The 22,149-nt window shown below is 74.0% G+C and carries 19 protein-coding genes; 12 read left to right on the forward strand and 7 right to left on the reverse strand.

The genetic code is table 11. From position 1 onward, the window contains the following. Window positions 1-41: 41 nt before the first annotated feature. From ABWI07_RS21200 to ABWI07_RS21210, 3 genes are read right to left on the reverse strand one after another with little or no spacing between them, the layout of a single operon-like run. Entirely contained in the window at window positions 42-1,031 is a 990-nt protein-coding gene (locus ABWI07_RS21200) for an ABC transporter permease (protein ID WP_353819577.1), read from the reverse strand. Further along, window positions 1,028-2,116 (reverse strand): ABC transporter permease, encoded by a 1,089-nt coding sequence (locus ABWI07_RS21205; RefSeq protein WP_353819578.1) that lies wholly within the window; start codon window positions 2,114-2,116, stop codon window positions 1,028-1,030. The genes ABWI07_RS21200 and ABWI07_RS21205 overlap by 4 nt, the downstream gene beginning before the upstream one ends. A gap of 4 nt (window positions 2,117-2,120) precedes the next feature. Next, on the reverse strand, window positions 2,121-3,659 hold the full coding sequence (locus ABWI07_RS21210; RefSeq protein ID WP_353819579.1) for a sugar ABC transporter ATP-binding protein: 1,539 nt from the start codon (window positions 3,657-3,659) through the stop codon (window positions 2,121-2,123). Between the two features lie 300 nt (window positions 3,660-3,959). On the opposite strand from ABWI07_RS21210, the gene ABWI07_RS21215 reads away from it, so the two are divergent. From ABWI07_RS21215 to ABWI07_RS21250, 8 genes are all read left to right on the forward strand, one after another. Next, window positions 3,960-5,024 (forward strand): LacI family DNA-binding transcriptional regulator, encoded by a 1,065-nt coding sequence (locus ABWI07_RS21215; protein WP_149263815.1) that lies wholly within the window; start codon window positions 3,960-3,962, stop codon window positions 5,022-5,024. Window positions 5,025-5,074: 50 nt separating this feature from the next. After that, window positions 5,075-5,788, forward strand: a complete 714-nt coding sequence (locus ABWI07_RS21220) for a (Fe-S)-binding protein (protein ID WP_149263814.1) — start codon at window positions 5,075-5,077, stop codon at window positions 5,786-5,788. Further along, window positions 5,785-7,239: a LutB/LldF family L-lactate oxidation iron-sulfur protein gene (locus tag ABWI07_RS21225; RefSeq protein ID WP_353819580.1), complete on the forward strand. Its 1,455-nt coding sequence runs from the start codon at window positions 5,785-5,787 to the stop codon at window positions 7,237-7,239. Before ABWI07_RS21220 ends, ABWI07_RS21225 begins: the two co-directional genes overlap by 4 nt. Then, complete coding sequence (locus ABWI07_RS21230) at window positions 7,236-7,856, forward strand: LutC/YkgG family protein (protein ID WP_353819581.1); 621 nt, start codon at window positions 7,236-7,238, stop codon at window positions 7,854-7,856. The genes ABWI07_RS21225 and ABWI07_RS21230 overlap by 4 nt, the downstream gene beginning before the upstream one ends. An 8-nt stretch (window positions 7,857-7,864) precedes the next feature. Further along, on the forward strand, window positions 7,865-9,298 hold the full coding sequence (locus ABWI07_RS21235; protein ID WP_353819582.1) for a rhamnulokinase: 1,434 nt from the start codon (window positions 7,865-7,867) through the stop codon (window positions 9,296-9,298). 316 nt (window positions 9,299-9,614) lie between these two features. After that, on the forward strand, window positions 9,615-12,497 hold the full coding sequence (locus ABWI07_RS21240; protein WP_235037325.1) for a helix-turn-helix transcriptional regulator: 2,883 nt from the start codon (window positions 9,615-9,617) through the stop codon (window positions 12,495-12,497). A gap of 133 nt (window positions 12,498-12,630) precedes the next feature. Continuing rightward, window positions 12,631-13,725 carry an alpha/beta hydrolase gene (locus tag ABWI07_RS21245; RefSeq protein ID WP_353819583.1) on the forward strand — a complete coding sequence of 365 codons (1,095 nt, stop codon included), beginning with the start codon at window positions 12,631-12,633 and terminating at the stop codon, window positions 13,723-13,725. Between the two features lie 3 nt (window positions 13,726-13,728). Continuing rightward, the gene (locus ABWI07_RS21250) at window positions 13,729-16,173 is read left to right on the forward strand and encodes a GMC oxidoreductase (protein ID WP_353819584.1); all 2,445 of its coding nucleotides are present in this window, start codon (window positions 13,729-13,731) and stop codon (window positions 16,171-16,173) included. 114 nt (window positions 16,174-16,287) lie between these two features. Here ABWI07_RS21250 and ABWI07_RS21255 read toward each other — a convergent pair whose 3' ends face one another. Together ABWI07_RS21255 and ABWI07_RS21260 are read right to left on the reverse strand one after the other, a co-directional pair. Beyond that, window positions 16,288-16,737 (reverse strand): SRPBCC family protein, encoded by a 450-nt coding sequence (locus ABWI07_RS21255; protein ID WP_149263808.1) that lies wholly within the window; start codon window positions 16,735-16,737, stop codon window positions 16,288-16,290. A 52-nt stretch (window positions 16,738-16,789) separates the two neighbouring features. Further along, window positions 16,790-17,323: a CGNR zinc finger domain-containing protein gene (locus ABWI07_RS21260; RefSeq protein ID WP_353819585.1), complete on the reverse strand. Its 534-nt coding sequence runs from the start codon at window positions 17,321-17,323 to the stop codon at window positions 16,790-16,792. A 100-nt stretch (window positions 17,324-17,423) separates the two neighbouring features. Here ABWI07_RS21260 and ABWI07_RS21265 point away from each other — a divergent pair, with 100 nt between their 5' ends. Continuing rightward, complete coding sequence (locus tag ABWI07_RS21265; protein WP_235037324.1) at window positions 17,424-18,200, forward strand: class I SAM-dependent methyltransferase; 777 nt, start codon at window positions 17,424-17,426, stop codon at window positions 18,198-18,200. Between the two features lie 20 nt (window positions 18,201-18,220). Here ABWI07_RS21265 and ABWI07_RS21270 read toward each other — a convergent pair whose 3' ends face one another. Next, window positions 18,221-18,892: a hypothetical protein gene (locus ABWI07_RS21270; RefSeq protein WP_235037323.1), complete on the reverse strand. Its 672-nt coding sequence runs from the start codon at window positions 18,890-18,892 to the stop codon at window positions 18,221-18,223. Between the two features lie 322 nt (window positions 18,893-19,214). Here ABWI07_RS21270 and ABWI07_RS21275 point away from each other — a divergent pair, with 322 nt between their 5' ends. The 3 genes from ABWI07_RS21275 to ABWI07_RS21285 all read left to right on the forward strand — a co-directional run bounded on the left by ABWI07_RS21275 (window position 19,215) and on the right by ABWI07_RS21285 (window position 21,356). Beyond that, window positions 19,215-19,814 carry a sigma-70 family RNA polymerase sigma factor gene (locus ABWI07_RS21275; protein WP_149263806.1) on the forward strand — a complete coding sequence of 200 codons (600 nt, stop codon included), beginning with the start codon at window positions 19,215-19,217 and terminating at the stop codon, window positions 19,812-19,814. After that, entirely contained in the window at window positions 19,811-20,536 is a 726-nt protein-coding gene (locus tag ABWI07_RS21280; protein ID WP_353819586.1) for a zf-HC2 domain-containing protein, read from the forward strand. Before ABWI07_RS21275 ends, ABWI07_RS21280 begins: the two co-directional genes overlap by 4 nt. Before the next feature lie 79 nt (window positions 20,537-20,615). Then, entirely contained in the window at window positions 20,616-21,356 is a 741-nt protein-coding gene (locus ABWI07_RS21285; protein ID WP_353819587.1) for a hypothetical protein, read from the forward strand. Window positions 21,357-21,360: 4 nt separating this feature from the next. Here the strand turns inward: ABWI07_RS21285 and ABWI07_RS21290 are convergent, their stop codons facing one another. Then, window positions 21,361-22,149 (reverse strand): ABC transporter permease, encoded by a 789-nt coding sequence (locus ABWI07_RS21290; RefSeq protein ID WP_502912844.1) that lies wholly within the window; start codon window positions 22,147-22,149, stop codon window positions 21,361-21,363.

Consider the following 22,149-nt stretch of genomic DNA (forward strand, 5'->3'; position numbering starts at 1 on the left):
CGGGGGGTGGGTGCGCGATGGTGGTCAGGGCGCGGTGGTGGTCAGGGCGCGGCGGCGGGGACCGCGGGTCTCGCGCCCCGCCGCCGTTCTCGGGCCTCGCGCACCACGGCGATCAGCCGCGGGGTGAGGACGCTGATGATGAGCAGCAGCCCGGTGACGATGGACTGGACCTCGGTGGACACGTCCCTGAGCATCAGCAGGTTGCGGAGCAGGCCGATGAGCAGCACGGCCGCGATGACGCCGCCGAGGGTGCCCTTGCCGCCGTCGAAGTCGATGCCGCCGAGCAGCACCGCCGCGATGACTGCGAGCTCCAGGCCGATGCCGTTGTCGGCGCGGGCGCTGCCGTAGCGGAGCGTGTAGACGATCCCGGCGAACCCGGCGACGAGGCCGGACACCGCGAACAGGATCAGCTTGATGCGCTTGACCCGGATGCCGGCGAAGTACGCCGCGTCCTCCTGGGAGCCGATCGCGAACAGCGACCGCCCGATTCCGGTGGCGTGTAGGACGACGCCGGTGACGGCGGCCAGCACGACGAACAGCGCGACCGGGTACGGGATCGGCGTGCCCGGGATGGAGGACGTCGCGAGATCGGTGTAGGCGGTGGGGAACTCCGAGATCGCCCCGGTGCCGAGCGTCACGTACGCCAGGCCCCGGTAGAGGGTCAGCGTGCCGATGGTGACGGCGAGGGACGGCAGCCCGAGCCTGGTCACGAGCAGGCCGTTCACCAGCCCGCAGACGACGCCGACGACCAGCACCACCGGGATGATCGTCTCGATGGCCATGCCGCCGTCCCACAGCTTGCCGGTGAGGGCGCTGCACAGCCCGAGGATGGAGGCGACCGACAGGTCGACCTGCCCGCACACGACCAGCAGCGTCATCGGCAGCGCGATCAGCGCGATCTCGCTCAGGTCGTCCAGCGCGAACGACAGGTTGTCGTTGTTCGCGAAGTCGGGCGAGAACCCGGCGCCGCCCGCGAAGACCAGGACCAGCAGCGCGGTGACGGCGGTCTCCCACCGCATCAGGCGGCTCATGACCGTCCCTCCTTGCTCTCCGGGGCGGCGGCGCGGTGCGCGGCGGAGGCCAGCGAACGCTGTTTCAGCGCCCGGGTGACGCGCAGGGCCAGCAGCCGGTCGACGCTGATGGCCAGCAGCAGCAGCACGCCGGTGATCGCGTCCTGCCAGAACGAGTTGACCTTGAGCACCACCAGCACGCTGCCGATGGTGGTGAGCAGCAGCGCGCCGAGCGCCGCCCCGTAGACGGTGCCGACGCCGCCGGTGATGGCGACGCCGCCGACGACGACGGCGCTGACGACCTTCAGCTCCCAGCCGTTCGCGGCGTCGGCGACGACGGTGCCGAACCGGGCGAGCCACAGCACCCCGGCGAGCCCGGCGAGGGCGCCGCTGACCAGGTAGGCGGTGAGGACGCGGCGGCGGATCGGCACGCCGGCGAGCATCGCGGCCTCCGGGCTGGACCCGATCGCGTAGTACTCGCGCCCGGAGGAGTAGGAGCGCAGGTAGTAGCCGACCGCCAGCATCACGAGCACGGTGATGATCGGCAGGTAGGGGACGCCGAGGATCCCGTCGTTGCCGAGGCTCAGCAGCGAGGCCGGCAGGTCGGCGGCGCCGATCTGCTGGCCGTGCGCGATGCGGTAGTCCAGCCCCTGGATCACGTACAGGGTGCCGAGGGTGACGACGAGGGCGGGGACGCGGCAGAAGCTGACCAGCAGCCCGTTCACCAGGCCGCACAGCAGGCCGATCCCGACGCCCACCAGCACGACCAGCACGACGTTGCGGTCCCCGCCGGAGGCGTACTTCCCGGCGGTGAAGGCGACGAGCCCGACGACGGACCCGACCGACAGGTCGATGTTGCGGGTGACGACGACCATGCTCTGCCCGACGGCGAGCAGGACGAGGATCGAGGCGTTGAGGAAGATGTCCTTGAGGCCCTGGCCGGACATGAACCGCGGGTTGGCGATCGTCGTGCCGAGGACGAGCAGGACCAGCGCACCGAGGATGCTCAGCTCGCGGGCGCGCAGCACCATCTCGACGAGGCGCCGCCCGCCGCCCGGCGGGCCGCCCGACTCCGGCCTGGCCGGTGACTGGGTGAGGACGGTCATGGGGTCAGGCCGCCTTTCCGGTGCCGGGGCGGCCGGTCGCGGCGGCCATCACGCTCTCTTCGGTCGCGTCGGCGCGGGCGATCTCGGCGGTCAGCCGGCCCTCGTGCATGACGAGGATGCGGTCGGCCATGCCGAGCACCTCCGGCAGGTCGGAGGAGATCATCAGCACCGCGAGGTCCTGCGCGGCGAGCTCCGACAGCAGCCGGTGCACCTCGGCCTTGGTACCGACGTCGATGCCGCGGGTCGGCTCGTCCACGATCAGCACGTCGGGCTCGGTGGCCAGCCACTTGGCGAGCACGACCTTCTGCTGGTTGCCGCCCGACAGGACGCCGACGACGTCGGTGAGCTTGGAGTACTTCAGCTGGAGGCGCAGGCCCCAGTCGGCTGCGCGGCTGCGCTCCACCTTCCGGGAGATCAGGCCTCCGCGCCCGGTCTCGCGGCGCAGCGTCCTCAACTGGGTGAGGCCCATGTTCCGCTCGATCGACATGTCCATGACCAGTCCCTGCTGGCGGCGGTCCTCGGGGACGAGCGCCAGCCCGGCCGACATCGCGGCGGTGGGGCTGCCCGGGGGGAGCTCGCGGCCGCCGACCTCGACGGACCCGGCGTCCCAGCGGTCCACGCCGAAGACGGCGCGGGCGACCTCGCTGCGGCCGGCGCCGACCAGCCCGGCCAGCGCGACGATCTCGCCGCGGCGGACCTCGAAGGAGACGTCGGTGAAGGCGCCCTCGCGGGTCAGCCGGTGCACCTTCAGCGCGACCTCGCCGGGCGCCACGTCCTGCTTGGGGTAGAGCGCGTCGAGGTCGCGGCCGACCATCCGGCGGACGAGGTCGTCGGGCGTGAGGTCGGCGACCATGTCGGTGCCGACGTAGGCGCCGTCGCGCAGCGTCGTCACCCGCCGGCAGATCTCGAAGATCTCCTCCAGCCGGTGCGAGATGAACAGCACCGCGCAGCCGTGCTCCTGCAGGCTGCGGGTGACCGCGAACAGGCGGGCGACCTCCTGGCCGGTGAGCGCCGCGGTCGGCTCGTCCATGATGAGCACCCGCGCGTCCCGGGAGATGGCCTTGGCGATCTCGACGACCTGCTGGTCGGCGATCGACAGGCCGCGGGCGGGCTGCTGCGGGTCCAGCGCGACGCCGAGCCGCTCGAACAGCCGCGCCGTCTCGGCGTGCATGGCGCGGCGGTCGATGCGGCCGAGCGCGCCGCGCGGCTGGCGGCCCATGAAGATGTTCTCGGCGACCGACAGGTCGGGGAACAGCGTGGGCTCCTGGTAGATGACCGCGACGCCGGCGGCCTGCGCGTCGGCGGGGCTGTTGAAGGCCACCGGCTCGCCGTCCACCCGCACCTCGCCCGCGTCGGGGCGGTGCACGCCTGCGAACGTTTTTACGACCGTGGACTTGCCGGCCCCGTTCTCTCCCGCCAGCGCGTGCACCTCGCCCGCGTGCAGCTCCAGGGTGACGCCCTGCAGGGCGCGTACCGCACCGAACGACTTACTCACGTTGACCAGTGCCAATGTCGGCGGCGCCGACCGGCCCGGTGCACCCATCGCGGCCCTCCTCGCGGGGGACGTCTGTGACGTACAGATGAAAAACGTTTTAACGAGATGTTGCGGAGGACGCTAGATGTGACCCGGAGCACCCGTCAAGGGGTGAAATCCCGGCCGCCTCCGCCCGACGTGCCGAGAAGCCCGTACTCGCAAGGGCAGGGCGAGTTTTCGAAGTCGCTCCGGCCGGGACCGGCCGACCGGGTTCGGCGGCCCCGGTTCCCGGTTTCGGGTTGACACGTTTTAATCAGATGATTCACAGTGAGCGGCGACACACCAGCGGACGACTCGGGGGCACACAGATTGGGCGCAGACCAGACCGGCCGCTCCGCGCCGCCGGGCCGGACGGTCGGGATCAAGCAGGTCGCGGCGCACGCCGGGGTGTCTCCGGGCACCGTGTCCAACGTGCTCAACCGGCCCGAGCGGGTCGCCGAGGCGACCCGGATCCGCGTCGAGGAGGCGATCCGCGCCCTCGGCTTCGTGCGCAACGGCTCGGCGTCCACGCTGCGCGCCGGGCACAGCAGCACGATCGGGCTGATGGTCCTCGACCTCGCCAACCCGTTCTTCACCGACGTGGCGCGCGGCGTGGAGGACATCGCCAGCGAGCGCGGCTACGCGGTGATCCTGTCCTCCTCCAGCGAGTCGGAGGAGCGGGAGCTGCGCAACCTGCGGGTGTTCGCCGAGCAGCGGGTCCGGGGCGTCCTGCTGACCCCGGTCGGCGACGACGGCGAGGCGGCCGACCAGCTGCGCGAGCGCGGCGTCCCCGTCGTGCTGCTCGACCATCCGACGCCGCGCGCCAACCAGTGCTCGGTCGCCGTGGACGACGTCGCGGGCGGCGAGCTCGCGGTCGCCGAACTGCTGGACGCGGGCGCCCGGACGCTGGCGTTCGTCACCGGCCCGACGGTGCTGCGCCAGTGCGCCGACCGGCGCACCGGCGCCCAGCGGGCGCTGCGCGCCGCCGGGCTCGGCCGCGACGCCATGCGCGAGGTCGCCGTCGGGGCGATGAACGCGCGGTCCGGGCAGGAGGCGGCCCGGCGGCTGCTGGAGGCCGGTCCCCCGCTGCCCGACGCGATCTTCTGCGCGAACGACCTGCTCGCGCTCGGCGTGCTGCGCGTCCTGCTGCAGGCCGGGGTCAAGGTGCCGGGTGACGTCGCGCTGATCGGGTACGACGACATCGAGTTCTCGGCCGCGGCCGCCGTCCCGCTCAGCTCGGTGCGGCAGCCCACCTACCAGCTCGGCCGGATCGCGACCGAGCTGCTGCTGGAGGAGTGCGACGGGTCGGCCGGGCACGCCCACCAGCAGGTCATGTTCCAGCCCGAACTCGTCGTCCGCGAGTCGAGCCGGTCGGTCCTGGGAGACCTCAAATGAGCGGAGCGAGCCGGGGGGCGTTGGGGGTCGCCCCCCGAAAAGGCGAACGTATGAAAGTCGCGCTGTTCCTCACCTGCGTCAACGACACGATGTTCCCGGGGACGGGCAAGGCGGTGGTGAAGCTGCTGCGGCGCCTCGGCCACGACGTCGAGTTCCCCGAATCGCAGACCTGCTGCGGGCAGATGCACCTCAACACCGGCTACCGCCGGCAGGCGCTGCCGATGGTGAAGGGGTTCGCGGAGACGTTCGAGCCCTACGACGCGGTGGTGACGCCGTCCGCGTCCTGCGCGGCGATGATCCGCGACTGGCACCCGAGGCTCGCGCCGCGCACCGCCGGGGTCGCCTCCCGCGTGTACGAGCTGTCGGAGTTCCTGGTGGACGTCCTCGGCGTCACCGACGTCGGCGCCTACTTCCCGCACCGCGTCACCTACCACCCGACGTGCCACTCGCTGCGGATGCTGCACGTCGGCGACCGCCCGCTGCGGCTGCTGCGCGAGGTCCGCGGCATCGACCTGGTCGAGCTCCCGGACGCGGCGGAGTGCTGCGGGTTCGGCGGGACGTTCGCGCTGAAGAACTCCGAGGTGTCGGCCGCGATGTGCGCCGACAAGGTCACCGCCGTCCGCGCGACCGGGGCCGAGGCGCTGTGCGCGGCGGACAACTCCTGCCTGATGCACATCGGCGGCGCGCTCACCCGCACCCGCGCCGGGGTGCGCACCGTCCACCTGGCCGAGATCCTCGCTTCCACAGAGGAGGACCCCGTATGACCTCCCCGGCGATGCCGACCTATCTAGGTATGCCGTCGTTCCCGGAGGCGGCGCGGCGCGCGGTGGGGGACGCGCGGCTGCGCGGCAACCTGGCGCACGCCACCACCACGATCCGGGGGCGGCGCGCCGCCGCGGTGGCGGAGCTGGACGACTGGGACGCGCTCCGCGAGGCCGGCAAGCAGATCAAGGACCACGTCCTGGCGAACCTCGGCCACTACCTGCCGCTGCTGGAGGAGAAGGTCACCGAGGCCGGTGGGACGGTGCACTGGGCGCGCGACGCGGCGGAGGCCAACCGGATCGTCGCCGACCTGGTGAAGGCCACCGGCGAGACCGAGGTCGTCAAGGTCAAGTCGATGGCGACGCAGGAGATCGGCCTCAACGAGTTCCTCGCCGAGGAGGGCATCACCGCCTACGAGACCGACCTGGCGGAGCTGATCGTCCAGCTCGGCGACGACCGGCCGTCGCACATCCTCGTCCCGGCCATCCACCGCAACCGGTCCGACATCCGCGACATCTTCCTGCGCACGATGGACGACGCGCCCGAGGGGCTGACGGACGCGCCCGCCGAGCTGGCCGAGGCGGCCCGGCGGCACCTGCGCGCCAAGTTCCTGTCGGCGAAGGTCGGGGTGTCGGGGGTGAACTTCGCGGTCGCCGACACCGGCACGCTCGTCGTGCTGGAGTCGGAGGGCAACGGCCGGATGTGCCTGACGCTCCCGGAGACGCTCATCTCGGTGATGGGCGTGGAGAAGATCGTGCCGAGCTGGCGGGACCTGGAGGTGTTCCTGCAGCTGCTGCCCCGCTCGTCCACCGCCGAGCGGATGAACCCCTACACCTCCACCTGGACGGGCGTCTCCCCCGGCGACGGCCCGCGCGACTTCCACCTCGTCCTCCTGGACAACGGCCGCACCGACACCCTGGCCGACGAGGTGGGCCGGCAGGCGCTGCGCTGCATCCGCTGCTCGGCGTGCCTGAACGTGTGCCCGGTCTACCAGCGCGCGGGCGGCCACGCCTACGGGTCGCCCTACCCCGGGCCGATCGGCGCGATCCTGTCCCCGCAGATCAGAGGGATCGGGTCGGAGGTGGACGCGTCGCTGCCGTACGCGTCGTCGCTGTGCGGGGCCTGCTTCGAGGCGTGCCCGGTCGCCATCGACATCCCGGAGGTGCTCGTGCACCTGCGGGCCCGCGCCGTCGAGAAGGGGCCGCGCCACCCGCTGGAGCGGGTGGCGATGACGGCGGCCGGGTGGACGCTGCGCTCCCCCACCCGGCTCGCGCTCGCGCAGCGCGCCGCGTCCGCGAGCCGCCGCGTCGTGGCGCGCGGCGGCCGGATCCGGCGGCTGCCCGGGCCGCTGGGCGCGTGGACCGAGACGCGGGACGCGCCCGCGCCGCCGCCCGAGTCGTTCCGCGCCTGGTGGGCCCGGACCGGCGGCGGACGCGAGGAGGGGGACCGGTGAACGCGCGCGAGGAGATCCTGCGCCGGATCGAGAAGGCGGCGCCGACCCGGTCCGCCGCCGAGGTCGCGGCCTCCTATAACCGGATCGACCGCGGTTATCTGCGCCGCCACCACGAGGACGGGATCCTCGACCTGTTCGCCGAGCGGGTCGCCGACTACCGCGCGAACGTCCTGCGCGTCGCCGCGTCCGAGGTCGCCGCGGCCGTCGCCGAACGGCTCGCGGCCCGTCCCGGCGCGTACGGGGTCCCGTCCGACCTGCCGCCGGAGTGGACGTCCACGACCGGCGCGGCGCTCGTGCACGACCCGTCGGTCGCTTCGCTCGACGGCCTCGCCGGAGCGGTCACCGGCTGCGCGGCCGCGGTCGCCGAGACGGGGACCATCGTGCTGGACCACGGCGCCGCCCAGGGGCCGCGCGCCCTGTCGCTCGTGCCCGACTACCACCTGATCGTCGTCCTCGCCGACCAGGTCGCCGCCGACGTGCCGGAGGCGCTCGAACGGCTCGACCCGGGCCGTCCGCTCACGTTCGTGTCGGGCCCGTCCGCGACGAGCGACATCGAGTTGTCCCGTGTGGAGGGCGTGCACGGGCCCCGGACTCTGGAGGTATTGGTCGTCCAATGAGTGAAGCGATGAGCGCCGCGACGTTCGCGGCCGTCGATCTCGGGGCGTCCAGCGGGCGGGTCATGGCCGGGCGCGTCGGCGCGGGCACCCTCGCCCTGGAGGAGATCCGCCGTTTCCCGAACCGCCCCGTCCGGGTCAGCGGGACCCTGTACTGGGACATCCTCGGCCTCTACGGCAACGTCCTGGACGGCCTGCGCGCCGCGCCGTGCGGGCTCGCGTCGATCGGCATCGACTCGTGGGCGGTCGACTACGGGCTCCTCGACGCGGAGGGCAGGCTGCTCGGCAACCCCGTCCACTACCGCGACGCACGCACCGACGGCGTGATGGAGCGGGTCCGCACCGAGCTGGGCGACGACCTCCTCTACCGGACGTCGGGGTTGCAGTTCCTGCCGTTCAACACGATCTACCAGCTCGCGGCGGACGACCTGTCCCGGGCCGCCACGCTGCTGCTCGTCCCGGACCTGCTGGCCTACTGGCTGACGGGCGAGGCCGGCGCCGAGCGCACCAACGCCTCCACGACCGGTCTGCTGGACGTCCGCGACGGCACCTGGTCGCGGGACCTCCTGGACAGGCTGGACCTCCCCGCGAAGATCCTCCCGCCGCTCCGCGAGCCGGGCTCGGCCATCGGGACCCTCCGCCCGGACGTGATGGCCGAGACCGGCCATGGCGCCCTCCAGGTCACGGCGGTCGGCTCGCACGACACCGCGTCCGCGGTCGCCGCCGTGCCCGCCGCCACCGAGCGGTTCGGCTACATCTCGTGCGGCACCTGGTCGCTGGTCGGCGTGGAACTGGACGCCCCCGTGCTGACCGAGGAAAGCCGCAAGGCCAACTTCACCAACGAGGGCGGCATCGACGGGACCGTCCGCTACCTGCGCAACGTGATGGGCCTGTGGCTGCTCCAGGAGTCCCTGCGGACCTGGGGGAACCCCGACCTGCCCGCGCTGCTCGCCGAGGCCGCGCGGCTCCCGGGGCTGCGCTCGCTCATCGACCCCGACGACCCGGAGTTCCTGCCGCCCGGCGACATGCCCGCCCGCATCGCCGCGCACTGCCGCCGCCGCGGGTTCCCCGAGCCGGCCACGCGCGCCGAGACCGTCCGCTGCGTCGTGGACAGCCTCGCCCTCGCGCACCGCGTCACGCTCCGCCAGGCGTCCCGGCTGTCCGGGCGCGAGATCGAGGTCGTCCACCTGGTGGGCGGCGGCAGCCGCAACGACCTGCTGTGCCGGCTGACCGCCGACGCCAGCGGCCTCCCGGTCGTGGCCGGTCCGGTCGAGGCGACGGCGCTCGGCAACGTCCTGACCCAGGCGCGTGCGCACGGGGTCGTCGCCGGCCTGGCCGAGGCCCGCGCCCTGGTCGCCGCCACCCAGGACCTCTGCCGGTACGAGCCGTCCGGCGACGAGGCCCGCTGGCGGGAGGCCGCCGTCCGCCTCGGCCTGGAGTCCTGACCCGGCGGGTCGTCCGGGCGGCGGGATGTCACGGTCGCGGGACGGTTTACCCTCCCGAGGTTGACATGGGGCGGGCGAGGGCCGTTCATGGCTATGTACATACGGTCAGGAGGACGCCGCCGCGAGTGGACCAGACGCAGGCAGGGTGTGTTGTCCTGCCTTATTGACGTTCCACCCGATAGGGTGAATCCCGCTCGTTCAGAGGAACCACAACAAGAAGCATGGTCACGGCGTCTCGGCCGCCTGTCGCTGTTGGGGTGTGGACATGGAGGGTCGTGCGGCCCGCGCCGCCGGAGGTTCCGGCAATGCTCCGCTGGTGGGGCGACGGGACGCGCTGCGGCGGATCGACCGGGCTCTCGACGCGGTCGAGGACGGCTACGGCTTCGTCGCGCTGGTCGGCGAGCCCGGCGCCGGCAAGACGCGGCTGCTGAACGAGCTCGCCGACGGCGCGAGCGCCCGCAAGCTGCCGTACGTCGCCGGGCGCGCGGCCGAGTTCGAGCAGGAGATGCCGTTCGGCGCCGTGGTCGACGCGCTCGACGACCGCCTCGAGGAGCACGCCCTCGACCTGCCGCCGGGCGCGCTGCGGCTGCTCGGCACCGTGTTCCCCGCGCTCGCCGACCTGTCCGGCGACCCGCCCGCCGCCTCGCCGGAGTCGCGGGTGGCGCGCTACCAGCTGCACCGCACCGTCCGGCACCTGCTGGAGGCGCTGGCCGAGCCGTCCGGGCTGGTGCTGATCCTCGACGACCTGCACTGGGCCGACGACGCGACGATCGAGCTGCTGGACCACCTGGTCCGGCATCCGCCCCGGGCCCGGGTGCTGCTGGCGGTCGCCTACCGGCCGGCGCAGGCGTCGCCGCGGCTGGCGGCGCTGGTGGACGCGGCGGGCCAGCAGGGCGTGCGGGTGACGGTCGACCCGCTCTCCCAGAGCGAGGTCCGCGAGTTCCTCGGCCCGGACGTCGGCCACGCGCGGTGCGAGGCGCTGTTCAAGGCCAGCGGCGGCAACCCCTTCTACCTCGAAGCGCTGGCCAAGATGGCGGGCGGGGCCGCGCCCCAGGCCGGCCCCGGCCTGGACCGGCAGTGGGAGAAGGGCGTCGCGAACCTGACCGAGGTGCCCCCCGCGGTGCGGGCGGCGCTGCAGGTCGAGCTGAGCGCGCTGCCCCCGCGGGCGCTGCTGATGGCGCAGGGCGCCGCGGTGGCCGCGGACGTGTTCGAGCCCGCGCTCGCGTCGGTCGCGGCGGAGATGGAGCGGGACGCCGCGCTCACCGCCCTGGACGTGCTGACCGGCCACGACGTGGTGCGTCCCGCGCCGGGCGGCCGGTTCCGGTTCCGGCATCCCCTGGTGCGGCACGTCGCCTACGCCTCGACGGCGGCGGGCTGGCGGATCGCCGCGCACTCGCGGGTGTCGGAGCGGCTGGCCGACCTCGGCGCCCCGGCGGCCGTGCGCGCCCACCACGTGGTGCGGTCGGCGCGGTTCGGCGACGCCGAGGCCATCCGGACGCTGGTGGAGGCCGCCCGCGCCGTCGCGCAGCAGGCGCCCGCCACCGCGGCGTACTGGCTGCAGGCCGCGCTGGAGCTGATGCCCGGCACCGCCGACGACGCCTACCCCGACCGGGTGGAGCTGCTGGTCGAGCTGGCCCAGGTGCAGGCGTTCAGCGGCCACGCCGAGGAGGGCCGCGAGACCGCCCGCACGCTGCTGCGGCTGCTGCCCGCCGACGACACCGTCCGCCGCGCCCGCACCGTGCACATGTGCGCGATCATGGAGCGGCAGCTCGGCCGGATCCACGAGGCCCGCGCCCTCGTCCTGGACGAGCTGCGCCGCATCACCGACCGGCAGACCCCCGAGGCGGTGCTGCTGCGGATCCGGCTCGTCGCCGACCGGATCCAGCGGATCGACACCCGCGGCTCGCACGCCATCCTGGAGACCATCCCCGACAGCGCCCCCGGGTGGACCCCGGGGCTGACGGCGGCGGTCGCGGCGATGCGCCCGATGGTCGCCTACGGGCGCGGCGAGGTCGCGGAGGCGATCGAGCGCGCCCAGACCGCCGACCGGCTGTTCTCCGCGGCGTCCGACAACGACTTCGCCGACTGCCTGGACTGCTTCGCCTGGCTGGTGTTCGCCGAGTCGTTCCTCGGCATGTACGACGAGGCGCTGCGGCACGCCGAGCGGCTGGTGTCGATCACCCGCACGACCGGGCAGACGTTCATCCTCGGCTACATGCTGTCCGGGCTGTCGCGCGTCCTGACGCAACTGGGGCGGCTGGAGGAGGCCGCCGCCGTCGCCGACGAGGCCACCGCGGTCGGCCGCGACCTGCGCTCGCAGGAGGTGCTGGCCTACGGGCTGATCCAGCAGTGCCTGACCGCCTCCCTGATGGGCGACCACGAGCGGGCGCTGCGCGCCGGGGACGAGGCCGTCGCCAACGACACCGGATCGGGCGAGTGGTGGACGCACATGGCGCACGTCGCCCGCGCCATCGCGGTGGTCAACGAGGGAAGGCTGGAGGAGGGCGCCGCCGCGCTGGTCGCCGCCTGCGGCGACGGCACCCTCGGCCTGGACTTCAGCACCCTGGTGGTCTGCGCGGAGGCGCTGGCGTCGGTCCGCGCCGCGCAGGAGGACGCCGCCGACGCCGCGAACTGGGCCGACATCGCCGACGCGATCGCCGACCCGCTGCTGACCGGCGACGCCGGCCTGGCCAGGCTGACCCGCGCGCACGCGCTCCGCGCCGCCGACCCCGCGAGGTCCGCGGCGCTGGCGGCGGAGGCCGCCGATCTGCTCGCCAAGGCGGGACGGCGGCCCGAGGCGGGGCGGGCCGAACTGGCCGCCGGGCTCGCGCACGCCGCCGCCGGCGACCGCGCCCGGGCCCGGGACCGGCTGCGCGCCGCCGCGGAGGTCTTCGAGGCGTGCGGGATGAGGGGGCTGCTGGCGCAGGTCGTCCGCGAGCAGCGCCGGCTCGGCGTCCGGGTCCCCACCGCCGGGTCGCCCGCCAGGGCCGCCAGGGGCGGGAAGGACCTGCCGTTCGGGCTGTCCCCGCGCGAGCACGAGATCGCGCTGCTGGTCGCGGAGGGCAACAGCAACCAGCAGATCGCCGAGCGGCTGTACCTCAGCGTCCGGACGGTCGAGACCCACCTGTCCCGCGTCTTCGCCAAGATCGGCGTGCCCTCCCGGGTCGGCGTCGCGACGGCGATGAACCGTTCCGAGTAGATCCGACTCTCAGTTCACGTACGTCCCGTACACCCGGCGGGTGACTCGCACCCGTAAGTACGGGTTCTCCACGATGCCGCGCCGATATCCGCGTTTGGCAGGGTTGGACCGTCAGGAAGCGGAGGAGATGGCCATGGATCAGCAGCGGATCGCGCGCTTCACGCACGCGGGCGTCGCCGACGCCGAGGTGTCCGTGCACCCCTTCGCGACCGACGACGGCCTCGGCCTGACCCTGACCCGGTTCCGCCGGGACGACTGCGACGACGTCGTCCTCCTGGTGCACGGGCTGACGACGTCCAGCGACATGTACATCATGCCGGAGCACACCAACATGGTGAACTACCTGCACGACGCCGGGTTCGGCGACGTGTGGGCGGTCGACCTGCGGATCAGCGGCCGGTTCCCCTACAACGCCGAGACCGCGCGCCACGACCTGGACACCATCGCGCTCCTCGACCACCCGGCGGCGCTCGCCGAGCTGCGGCGCCACATCGGCGACCGGCGGGTCCACGTGATCACCCACTGCGTGGGCGCGATCTCGTTCTCGATGGCGCTGTTCGCCGGCACGGTCAGCGACGTCGCCAGCCTGGTCTGCAACAGCGTCTCGGTCACCCCGCGCACCCCGACCTGGTCGAAGATCAAGCTGGGCTACGGCCCGGCCCTGATGGAGTACGTGCTCGGGCCCTGCCACCTCGACCCCCGGTACGGCCACGCCCCGGTGCTGACGCGCGGCTGGATGCTCGCCAAGGCGGTCGCCCCGTTCCACCGCGAGTGCGGCGAGCCCGCCTGCCACATGCTCAGCTTCATGTGGGGCGGCGGGAAACCGATCTTCACGCACGAGAAGATGTCGCCGGTCACGCACGGCCGGCTGCCCGACCTGTTCGGGGCCTGCAACGTCAACTACTACCGGCACCTGCACACGATGGTGAAGGCCGGCCGCGCGGTGAAGCACCGCCCGCGCGATCCGCGCCTCGCCGCGCTGCCGGACGACTACCTGTCGCGCGCCGCCACGGTCACCACGCCGATCCTGTTCCTCACCGGAGACCGCAACCACGTGTTCACCGACTCCAACATCGTCTGCCACCGCACCCTGGAGAAGATCACTCCCGGCCTGCACGAGCTGGCGGTCCTGCCCGGCTACGGCCATCAGGACCCGTTCATGGGCGCCGCCGCCGACGCCGAGGTCTTCCCGCAGGTCGTGGACTTCCTCAAGCGGAAGGCGGGCTGAGCGATGAGCGAAGGCAACGGCGCGGTCGAGCACGTCGGCGCGGTCGTGGTCGGGTCCGGGTTCGGCGGGTCCGTCGCGGCGTACCGGCTGGCGGAGGCCGGGCAGCGGGTCGTCCTGCTGGAGCGCGGGCAGCCGTACCCGCCGGGCAGCTTCCCCCGCTCCCCCGCCGAGATGGGCCGGGCCTTCTGGGACCCTGACGCCGGCCTGTACGGGATGTACGACGTGTGGGGGTTCAAGGGCTGCGACTCGGTCGTGTCGGCCGGTCTCGGCGGCGGTTCCCTGATCTACGCGAACGTCCTGCTGCGCAAGGACGAGCGCTGGTTCGTGCACGACCGGCCGGGCCCCGGCGGCGGGCACGAGCCGTGGCCGATCTCGCGCGCCGACCTCGACCCGCACTACGACGCCGTCGAGCGGATGATGGGCGCGACGCCGTACCCCCTCGACCGGGTCCCCTACGACGACACCCCGAAGACGCACGCGCTGCAGGACGCGGCGGCCGAGCTCGGCCTGCACAGCACGCTGCCGCCGCTCGCGGTGAGCTTCGCCGCCGAACCGGGCGGCACGCCCGGGGTGGGCCTGCCGATCGCCGAACCGGCGTACGGCAACCTGCACCGCACCCGCCGGCTGACGTGCAAGCTGTGCGGCGAGTGCGACATCGGCTGCAACGAGGGCTCCAAGAACAGCCTCGACCACAACTACCTGTCGGCCGCGGCGCACCACGGCGCCGACATCCGCACCTCCCACGAGGTGAAGGCGATCCGGCCGCGGCCGGGCGGCGGGTACGAGGTCGACTACGTCCACCACGCCGACCTCGGCGCCAAGAAGCGCCGTCTGCCGGTCCGGACGATCTCCTGCGACCGGCTGGTCCTGGGCGCCGGCACGTACGGGACCACGTACCTGCTGCTGAAGTCGCGGGACGCGTTCCCCGGCCTCAGCTCCGCGCTCGGCACCCGGTTCTGCGGCAACGGCGACCTGCTGACGTTCCTGCTGCGGGCCAAGGACCGCAACCGGGTCCGCCCGCTGAGCGCCAGCCGCGGGCCGGTGATCACCACGGCGATCCGGCTGCCGGACGAGCTGGACGGCGTGCCGGGCGCGGGCCCCGGCGCCTACATCCAGGACGGCGGCTACCCGGGGTTCACCGACTGGATCGTGAACGGCCTCGACGTCCGCTCGGAGTTCGAGCGCGCGGTGGCCTTCCTGTGGGACCGCTTCACCGAGTTCTTCAAGGACGCGCCGGACACCAACCTGTCCAAGGAGCTGTCGGACCTGATCGGCGACGGGGCGCTGACGGTCAGCTCGCTGCCGCTGCTCGGCATGGGCCGCGAGACCGCCGACGGGCGGCTGCGCCTGAAGGACGGCCGGCTCACCGCCGACTGGACGGCCGAGACCAGCGAGGAGCTGTTCCAGCGCGTCCGCAAGACGATGCGGGGGATCGCGGACGTGCTCGGCGCCGACTACGCCGACAACCCGATGTGGTTCCGCAAGCGCATCATCACCGTCCATCCGCTGGGCGGCGCCCCCATGGGCGGCCACCCGGGCGAAGGCGTCTGCGACGCCTTCGGCGAGGTGTTCGGGTTCCCGGGCCTCTACATCGCCGACGGGGCGGCGATGCCCGGCCCGGTGGGCCCGAACCCCTCGCTCACCATCGCCGCGCACGCCGATCGCCTGGCCACGCGGCTGCTGGAGACGTCCGTCCGCCGGGGGGCGGACGGGACGACCGCCCCGTCTGCCACGGGGGCCGAGCCGGCCGGGGGAGCCGGCTCGCCAGGCGGGGCGGGGAACGGCTCGGCGTACGGTCCGGTCTCGGGGAGCCGCGGTGGGACACGGGGACCTTCCACCGCGGCGGCGGGCCGTACGTCGCTGTCGTTCACCGAGGAGATGAAGGGGTTCGTCACCTACGGGGAGACCGACACGCGGATCGGCGAGCTGGCCGAGGGGCGGCTGCCCCTGTCGTTCCGCCTGACGATCACCGCGGCGGACACCGAGCGGTTCCTCGCCGAGGCGGCCCACGAGGCGACCGCCGCGGGGTGGGTCGACGCGGGCGGGCACGGCGGCCGCCGCCCGGTGGAGCGGGGCACGTTCAACCTGTTCGTCGCGGACGGCTCCGAGGACCGGCGGCTGATGAAGTACCGGCTCTTCTACACCGACGGCGAGGGCCGGCGGCGCACGCTGAGCGGGCACAAGAACGTCCTGCACGGGCCGCCGACGCGGATCTGGCCGGACACCTCCACCCTCTACGTGCGGCTGCTGGACGGCCACGTCGCCGAGGACGAGGAGGACGGCGCGGAGATCGTCGCGGCGGGCGTGCTGCACATCCAGCTGACCGACTTCGCGCGGCAGCTGACGACCTTCCGCACGACGGGACCGGACGGGGCGGGCAGGCTGCTCGACTTCGGCAGGTTCTTCGCCGGGGAGCTGTGGGAGGTCTACGGTCCCGACCCCGCCTGAGGGGGTCCATGGTCGTGCAGGCCGAGGGAACTGCGGGGTGCTCTCGGCCTGCACCTTTTACGCCGGAGGCCGTGCGGGGGGTCGCACGGTCTCCGGCTCGCGCGTCCGGCCGGGTCAGACGCCCTCGGCCCGCCGGGCCGGGCAGTCGGGCGGGCAGTGCTCGACGTGCGCGGGCAGCCACCGGGTGAAGGCCGTCAGCATCCGCCGGAGCGCGAAGCCGACGACCGGGCCGGTGCCGGGGATCAGCGGCTCGAACTCCGCCTCCCAGCGGATGAACGTGCCGGCGTCCCGGCGCTCCAGCCGGACGTCCGAGCGGTAGCTGCGCACGGGCAGGCCCGACACGGCGACGTAGCCGAAGTGCTCGTAGGGCTCGTAGGCGACGGTCCGCTCGCTGGCTGGCCAGATCTTCTTGACGGTGCCGACGCCGTAGGGGGTCGTGTCGCCCCGGCGCGTCTGCTTCGCCGGGATGGGGAACCTGCCCCAGGCGCCCCATGCCTCGGGGACGGCGAGATGCCGGAACAGGTCCTCGGGCGAGGCGGCGGTGGTGGCGGTGGCCTGGATCATCGCCACACGCTACAACGACCCGGAAATGTCGCACCAGCGGCCCGGGGCCCGGTCAGGACGACTGCGCGCGGGCGCGGAACGCGGCGGCCTTGACGCGGTTCTGGCAGGCGGTGGAGCAGAACCGGCGGGTGCCGTTGCGGGAGGTGTCGACGTAGACGCGGTCGCAGTGCGGCGCGGTGCAGACGCCGAGGCGGTCGTGCAGCTCGCTGCCGATGACGATGGCGAGGCCGGTGGCGCACGGTCCGGCCCAGTCGTTCTCGTCGGCGCCGTGGTAGTGGACGTGCCACGGCTGCCCGTCGTGGCGTTCCAGCCGGGGCCGGGCCTCGGTCTTCTCCAGGATCCGGTTGACCTGCTCGGCGGCGCCGTCGACGTCGCCGGCGGCCACGGCGTCGAACACGACGCGCAGCTCGCGCGCGACGGCGGCGAGCACGGGCAGCTCGTCCTCGGTGGCGCGCGATCCGTACCCGACGCCGTGGAGGACGTCGGTGACGGCGGCTGCGAGCGCGGGCGGCGGGGGCGGGGTGTAGGCGCGGCCGCGCCGCTCCCCCGGCGTCAGCTCGTTGACCAGGCCGGCTGCGGCCTGCACCACCGCATCGGTATGACTGTTGAAATCCACTTGACCAGTTACGCCCTTCCGGTTCACACTGTAACCGTCCAAAGGTTATACGACAGTCACAGGAGGGGCCATGACCCTGCTCAGCCACGAGGTCGCGAGCGCGTGGACCGCCCGCTGGGACGTCCAGCAGGAGGGCTACGTCCCGGACCGCGAGGAGCGGTTCACCGCCCTCATCGACGCGCTGGAGGCCGCGACCGGACGCCCCGACCCGCTCGTCCTCGACCTCGGCTGCGGGCCGGGCTCGCTCGCCGGCCGGATCCTGGACCGCCTCCCCCGCGCGACCGTCGTCGCGGTCGACGCCGACCCGCTGCTGCTGTCGCTCGGCCGCGCCGCGCACGCCGGCCGGCCGAACCTGGCCTTCGCCGAGCTGGACCTGCGCGAGCCCGGCTGGGCGGCCCGGCTGCGGCTGGACCGGCAGGCCGACGCCGCGGTCAGCACGACCGCCCTGCACTGGCTCTCGGGCGAGCAGCTCCGCGTCGCCTACGGCGAGCTGGCGCGCGTGCTGCGGCCCCGCGGCCTGTTCCTCAACGGCGACAACCTGGGGGTGGAGGACCGGACTCCGGGCCTCGCGGCCCTCGACGTCGCCCTGCGCGAGCGCGAGCAGGCGCGCCGGTTCGCCGGGGACCGCCCCGAGGGCTGGGACCAGTGGTGGGCCGCGATCGCCGCCGATCCGGACCTCGCCGAGCTGCGGGTGCGGGCCCGGGACGAGACGACCGGCCACCACGGGTCGGAGTCGGAGCTGCTGTCCACCCATGTCGAGGCGCTCCGCGACGCCGGCTTCGCCGAGGCCGGGACGCTCTGGCAGCGCGGCGACAACCGCCTCCTCGCCGCCCTGCTGGGTGACTAGCCCCGACGGTCACTGCCCCGTCACCCCATGGCCATGGCGGGGAAGTCGAGGACGCGGGCGGACCGGGAGTCCGGTCCGCCCCGCCCCTCGCCGTCGCCCTCGCGGGCGGCGCGGCCGGTCAGGATGTGGCCGCGGAACACCGCGCCCTTCGCGACGACCTTGACGGCGTGGAAGCCGCGCGGCGGCAGGGCGCAGAACCCGGTCCGCACGACGTCCTCGAACAGCGAGTCCGACACCACGTAGGCCAGGTCGCGGTCCGGGTCGTCGATCAGCAGGCGGCGCAGCGGCGTCGCGTCCAGCAGCCGCTGGACGACGATGGGCGCGTCGCCGGCGGGACCGAACGGCCCGGCCGTGAGCGTGCCGTGGTGCAGCGAGAGCCGCACGCGGAGCCGGAAGCGCCCGGCGTCCCGGTTGGCCTCGCGCAGCGCCTCGTCGAGGAGGATCACGAAGTCGCCGGCCACCGTCGCCGGGTCGACGCCCTCCGGCAGCGTGGCGAGCTCGCCGTCCCCGCCGACCTGCTTGTCCCAGCCGGCGCGGTCGAGGCCGACGCCGCGGGCGGCGCCGTCGAGCGCCTCCGACAGCAGCCGCTGCGCGTGCAGCTGCTCGCGCGTGTCGCGCTTGCTGTATCCCTGGATGTCCACCGCCAGCAGCAGGCGGTAGCTGAGCTGTACTTCCCCGTTCCCCTTCACCATGCCGATCCCGCCCTCGGTCTCTGTTTGGGCAAATGGGCCTGATGCCCGCATTCGCTCCACTATCCGGAGTGAGGTTGCCCGGCGAAGACCCGCTGCGCGGTTCGGATGCGTCGCCTCCCGTTCGCCCCTTGAGACGCACTCCGGCGGCGGTCGGCGCAGAAGGTAAGTAAAAGCTAGCGAACCAGTAAGTGCCATATCGGAAAATCACCCACGAAACGGTCCCGGTTGAACCGGGGGGCGCAGGGGTTCCGTACTGCCTCCCAACGTGACACCCACGGTCACCGCGTCGCCCCGCACCCCTCGCACCCCGCCGGAGACCCCGATGGCCCACAGATCGCCGGCCGCCGCGTCGGCCACCCGCGAACGCCCGCCCGGACCCTGGAGCTGGTTCCGCGGCCCGCGTCCCGCCGGCGGCGTGGACGACCAGGTGATCGTCACCGAGCTGTACCGCGTGTACGGCCGGCCGCTGCTGTCGTTCGTGCTGCGCCTCACCGGCGGCGACCGGCACTGGGCCGAGGACGTCGTCCAGGAGACGATGATCCGGGCCTGGCGCAGCGCGCACCAGCTCGACGAGAACGCGACCTCGCTGCTGCCCTGGCTGGCGACCGTCGCCCGCCGGATCGTCATCGACGACCAGCGCCGCAAGAACGCACGGCCGCAGGAGGCGGGCGAGGGCCCGCTGGAGAACATGCGCGTGCCCGACGGGTTGGAGGATCTGCTGCGCTCCGTCGTCGTGTCCGAAGCCCTCCTCGCCCTGTCCCCGGCCCACCGCGAGATCCTCAACGAGACCTTCTTCCGTGACCGCTCGGTGAACGAGGCCGCCAAGCATCTCGGGATCCCCGTGGGCACCGTGAAGTCCCGGGTCTACTACGCGCTCCGGGCACTGCGCGTCGCCCTGGAGGAGAGGGGCGTGACGCCATGAGAGCGCCGGACATGCCGCACGTCGACGTCGGCGCCTACGCCCTCGGCCTGCTGGAGGAGCCCGACCGCCGCGCGTTCGAGGCGCACCTGGCGACGTGCTTCTCCTGCCACGAGGAGCTCGGCGCGCTGAGCGGGATCGCCCAGACGCTGGACGGCATCGGCCCGATCGCCGACCCGGTGGACGCGATGCCCGCGCCGCCCGAGCCGGCGGCGGTCACCGACCTGATGCGGCACCGGATCCGCCGGCAGCGCCGACACAGGGCCGCGCGGGCGCTGGCCGCGGCCGCCGCCGGGGTCGTGCTGCTCGGCGGCGCGCTCGGCACCGGGTACACGCTGGGCGCCGACCGCGGCCCCACCGCCTCCGCTTCGGACGGCGGCACCGCCGAGCTGCTGCGGAACGGCCGGGCCATGTCGGCGACCGACGCGGGCACCGGCGTCACCGGGACGGTCGCGATGCAGGGGAAGGCGTGGGGCAGCCGCGTCGGGCTGCGCCTCAGCAAGGTCCGCGGGCCCCTGGCGTGCGAACTGGTCGCCGTGGACGCCAAGGGCGGCGCGCACACCGTCGTCGGCTGGTCCGTCCCCGCCAAGGGCTACGGCCTGCCGGACTCGCCGCAGCCGCAGCTCGCGGTGCAGGGCGGCACGGCGCTGCGGCCGGAGGAGATCAGCCGGTTCGAGGTCCGGACCATCGGCGATGGCCGAACCCTGCTGACCGTCCCCGCGTAGGACGCCGCCCGCCCGGACCGCGGGGGCGCGCCCCGGCGGCGCGGCCGGGCCGCTCCCCCGCGTCTCATAGGCTGAAGCGGTGAGTGCGACCCGATCCTCCGCCGGCCCCGAGCTGATGCTGCCGGGGCTGCGCGAGGTGTACGCGGCCTACGTCCGGGAGGCCGACGCGCTCCCCGCGCAGCCCGGCCCGCTGCAGGCCGAGATGTGGACGTCCGCGCAGCTCGGCGGCCTGGAGGCGGCGGCACCGCACGCCGCGGCGCGGCGCGCCGCGCTCGGCGACCTGATCGGCTGCCTGCACGCGGCGGCCACCCCGGGCGCCCGGGCCTTCCTGCGGGCGCTCGCCGCGATCGGCCCCGCCGAGGGGCGCGCCGCGGCGGCCCGCGCCGCCGACCGGCTCGCGGGCGTCCCGGCCGCGCCCTGGGAGGGGGCGCTCGGGCGGGTCGTCCCCGGGCAGGCGTGGCTGATCCAGGAGGGCCCGCTGGACGGCGACCGCCTGGTCTGCGAGTTCCGCTACGAGGACGCCGGCACCGCCGGGATGCACGCCCTCGCCGTCCGGCTCTCCTACGGCGACGCACCCGCCGAGATCGTGGTCGTCGGGGACGTCCCGGCGCTGATGGCGGCGGCGCGGCAGGCGATGCAGGCCGAGCTGTGCGTCGTCCAGCCCTACGACGCGGCCGCCGTGGGGGCGAGGCTCCGCGCCGCGCTCGGCGGGGAGCGCGGCGGGGCGTCCTCCGGCGCCGGGAACGGCGCGGAGCCTCTGCCCGAGGCGTGCTACCCGGCGCTGGCGCTGGCCCGGCACCGGGTGTCCCTCTTGCCCTAGCCGCCTACCGGCCGAGGGCGCGGTAGCGGCGGACCGACAGCGGGAAGAACACCGCCGCGATCACCAGCGGCCACACCACCGCCATCAGCACGCTGTGCTGGGCCGCCCACGACCCGCCCGCGACCGGCTCGCCGAACAGCTCCCGGCACGCCGTCACGGTCGCCGACATGGGGTTCCACTCGGCGATCGCGCCCAGCCAGCCCGGCATCGTGCTCGGCGCCACCAGAGCGCTGGACAGGAACCCGATCGGCCAGACCAGGATCTGCACGGCGGCCACCGACTCCGGCCCCTTGGCCATCAGGCCGAGGTAGACGCCGAGCCAGACCAGCGAGAACCGCAGCAGCAGCAGGAGCCCGAGCCCGGCGAGGGCCTTGGCCGCGCCGTCGTGGACGCGCCAGCCGATCAGCACGCCGCAGACCGCCATCACGGCGAGCGCGACGACCGAGTGCAGCATGTCGGCGGTGGCCCGGCCCACCACGACGGCGGACGAGGACATCGGCATGGACCGGAACCGGTCGGTCACGCCCTTGCTCGCGTCGGTCGCGATCGCGGCGAACGTCGTCTCGACCCCGAACGCCATCGTCAGCGCGAACATGCCGGGGACGATGAACTCCCGGTAGGTGCCGCCGCCCGGCACGTCCATCTGGCCGCCGAACAGGTAGCCCATCATCAGCACGACCATCACCGGGAACAGCAGCCCGACGGCGACCTCGCCCGGCCTGCGCGCCCAGTGGGCGAGGGCGCGGGAGGTCATGACCCACCCGTCGACAGCAGCCCACCGAACCGTCTGCAC

The sequence above is a fragment of the Actinomadura sp. NPDC000600 genome, from assembly GCF_040492135.1.
Classification (GTDB): Bacteria; Actinomycetota; Actinomycetes; order Streptosporangiales; family Streptosporangiaceae; genus Spirillospora.

What these genes read in the sequence shown, in the direction of transcription:
- ABWI07_RS21200 (WP_353819577.1), bottom strand. Translation starts at nt 1,031, where the DNA reads ATGAGCCGCCTGATGCGGTGGGAGACCGCCGTCACCGCGCTGCTGGTC.
- ABWI07_RS21205 (WP_353819578.1), bottom strand. Translation starts at nt 2,116, where the DNA reads ATGACCGTCCTCACCCAGTCACCGGCCAGGCCGGAGTCGGGCGGCCCG.
- ABWI07_RS21210 (WP_353819579.1), bottom strand. Translation starts at nt 3,659, where the DNA reads ATGGGTGCACCGGGCCGGTCGGCGCCGCCGACATTGGCACTGGTCAAC.
- ABWI07_RS21220 (WP_149263814.1), top strand. Translation starts at nt 5,075, where the DNA reads ATGAAAGTCGCGCTGTTCCTCACCTGCGTCAACGACACGATGTTCCCG.
- ABWI07_RS21225 (WP_353819580.1), top strand. Translation starts at nt 5,785, where the DNA reads ATGACCTCCCCGGCGATGCCGACCTATCTAGGTATGCCGTCGTTCCCG.
- ABWI07_RS21235 (WP_353819582.1), top strand. Translation starts at nt 7,865, where the DNA reads ATGAGCGCCGCGACGTTCGCGGCCGTCGATCTCGGGGCGTCCAGCGGG.
- ABWI07_RS21245 (WP_353819583.1), top strand. Translation starts at nt 12,631, where the DNA reads ATGGATCAGCAGCGGATCGCGCGCTTCACGCACGCGGGCGTCGCCGAC.
- ABWI07_RS21250 (WP_353819584.1), top strand. Translation starts at nt 13,729, where the DNA reads ATGAGCGAAGGCAACGGCGCGGTCGAGCACGTCGGCGCGGTCGTGGTC.
- ABWI07_RS21255 (WP_149263808.1), bottom strand. Translation starts at nt 16,737, where the DNA reads ATGATCCAGGCCACCGCCACCACCGCCGCCTCGCCCGAGGACCTGTTC.
- ABWI07_RS21265 (WP_235037324.1), top strand. Translation starts at nt 17,424, where the DNA reads ATGACCCTGCTCAGCCACGAGGTCGCGAGCGCGTGGACCGCCCGCTGG.
- ABWI07_RS21270 (WP_235037323.1), bottom strand. Translation starts at nt 18,892, where the DNA reads ATGGTGAAGGGGAACGGGGAAGTACAGCTCAGCTACCGCCTGCTGCTG.
- ABWI07_RS21275 (WP_149263806.1), top strand. Translation starts at nt 19,215, where the DNA reads ATGGCCCACAGATCGCCGGCCGCCGCGTCGGCCACCCGCGAACGCCCG.
- ABWI07_RS21280 (WP_353819586.1), top strand. Translation starts at nt 19,811, where the DNA reads ATGAGAGCGCCGGACATGCCGCACGTCGACGTCGGCGCCTACGCCCTC.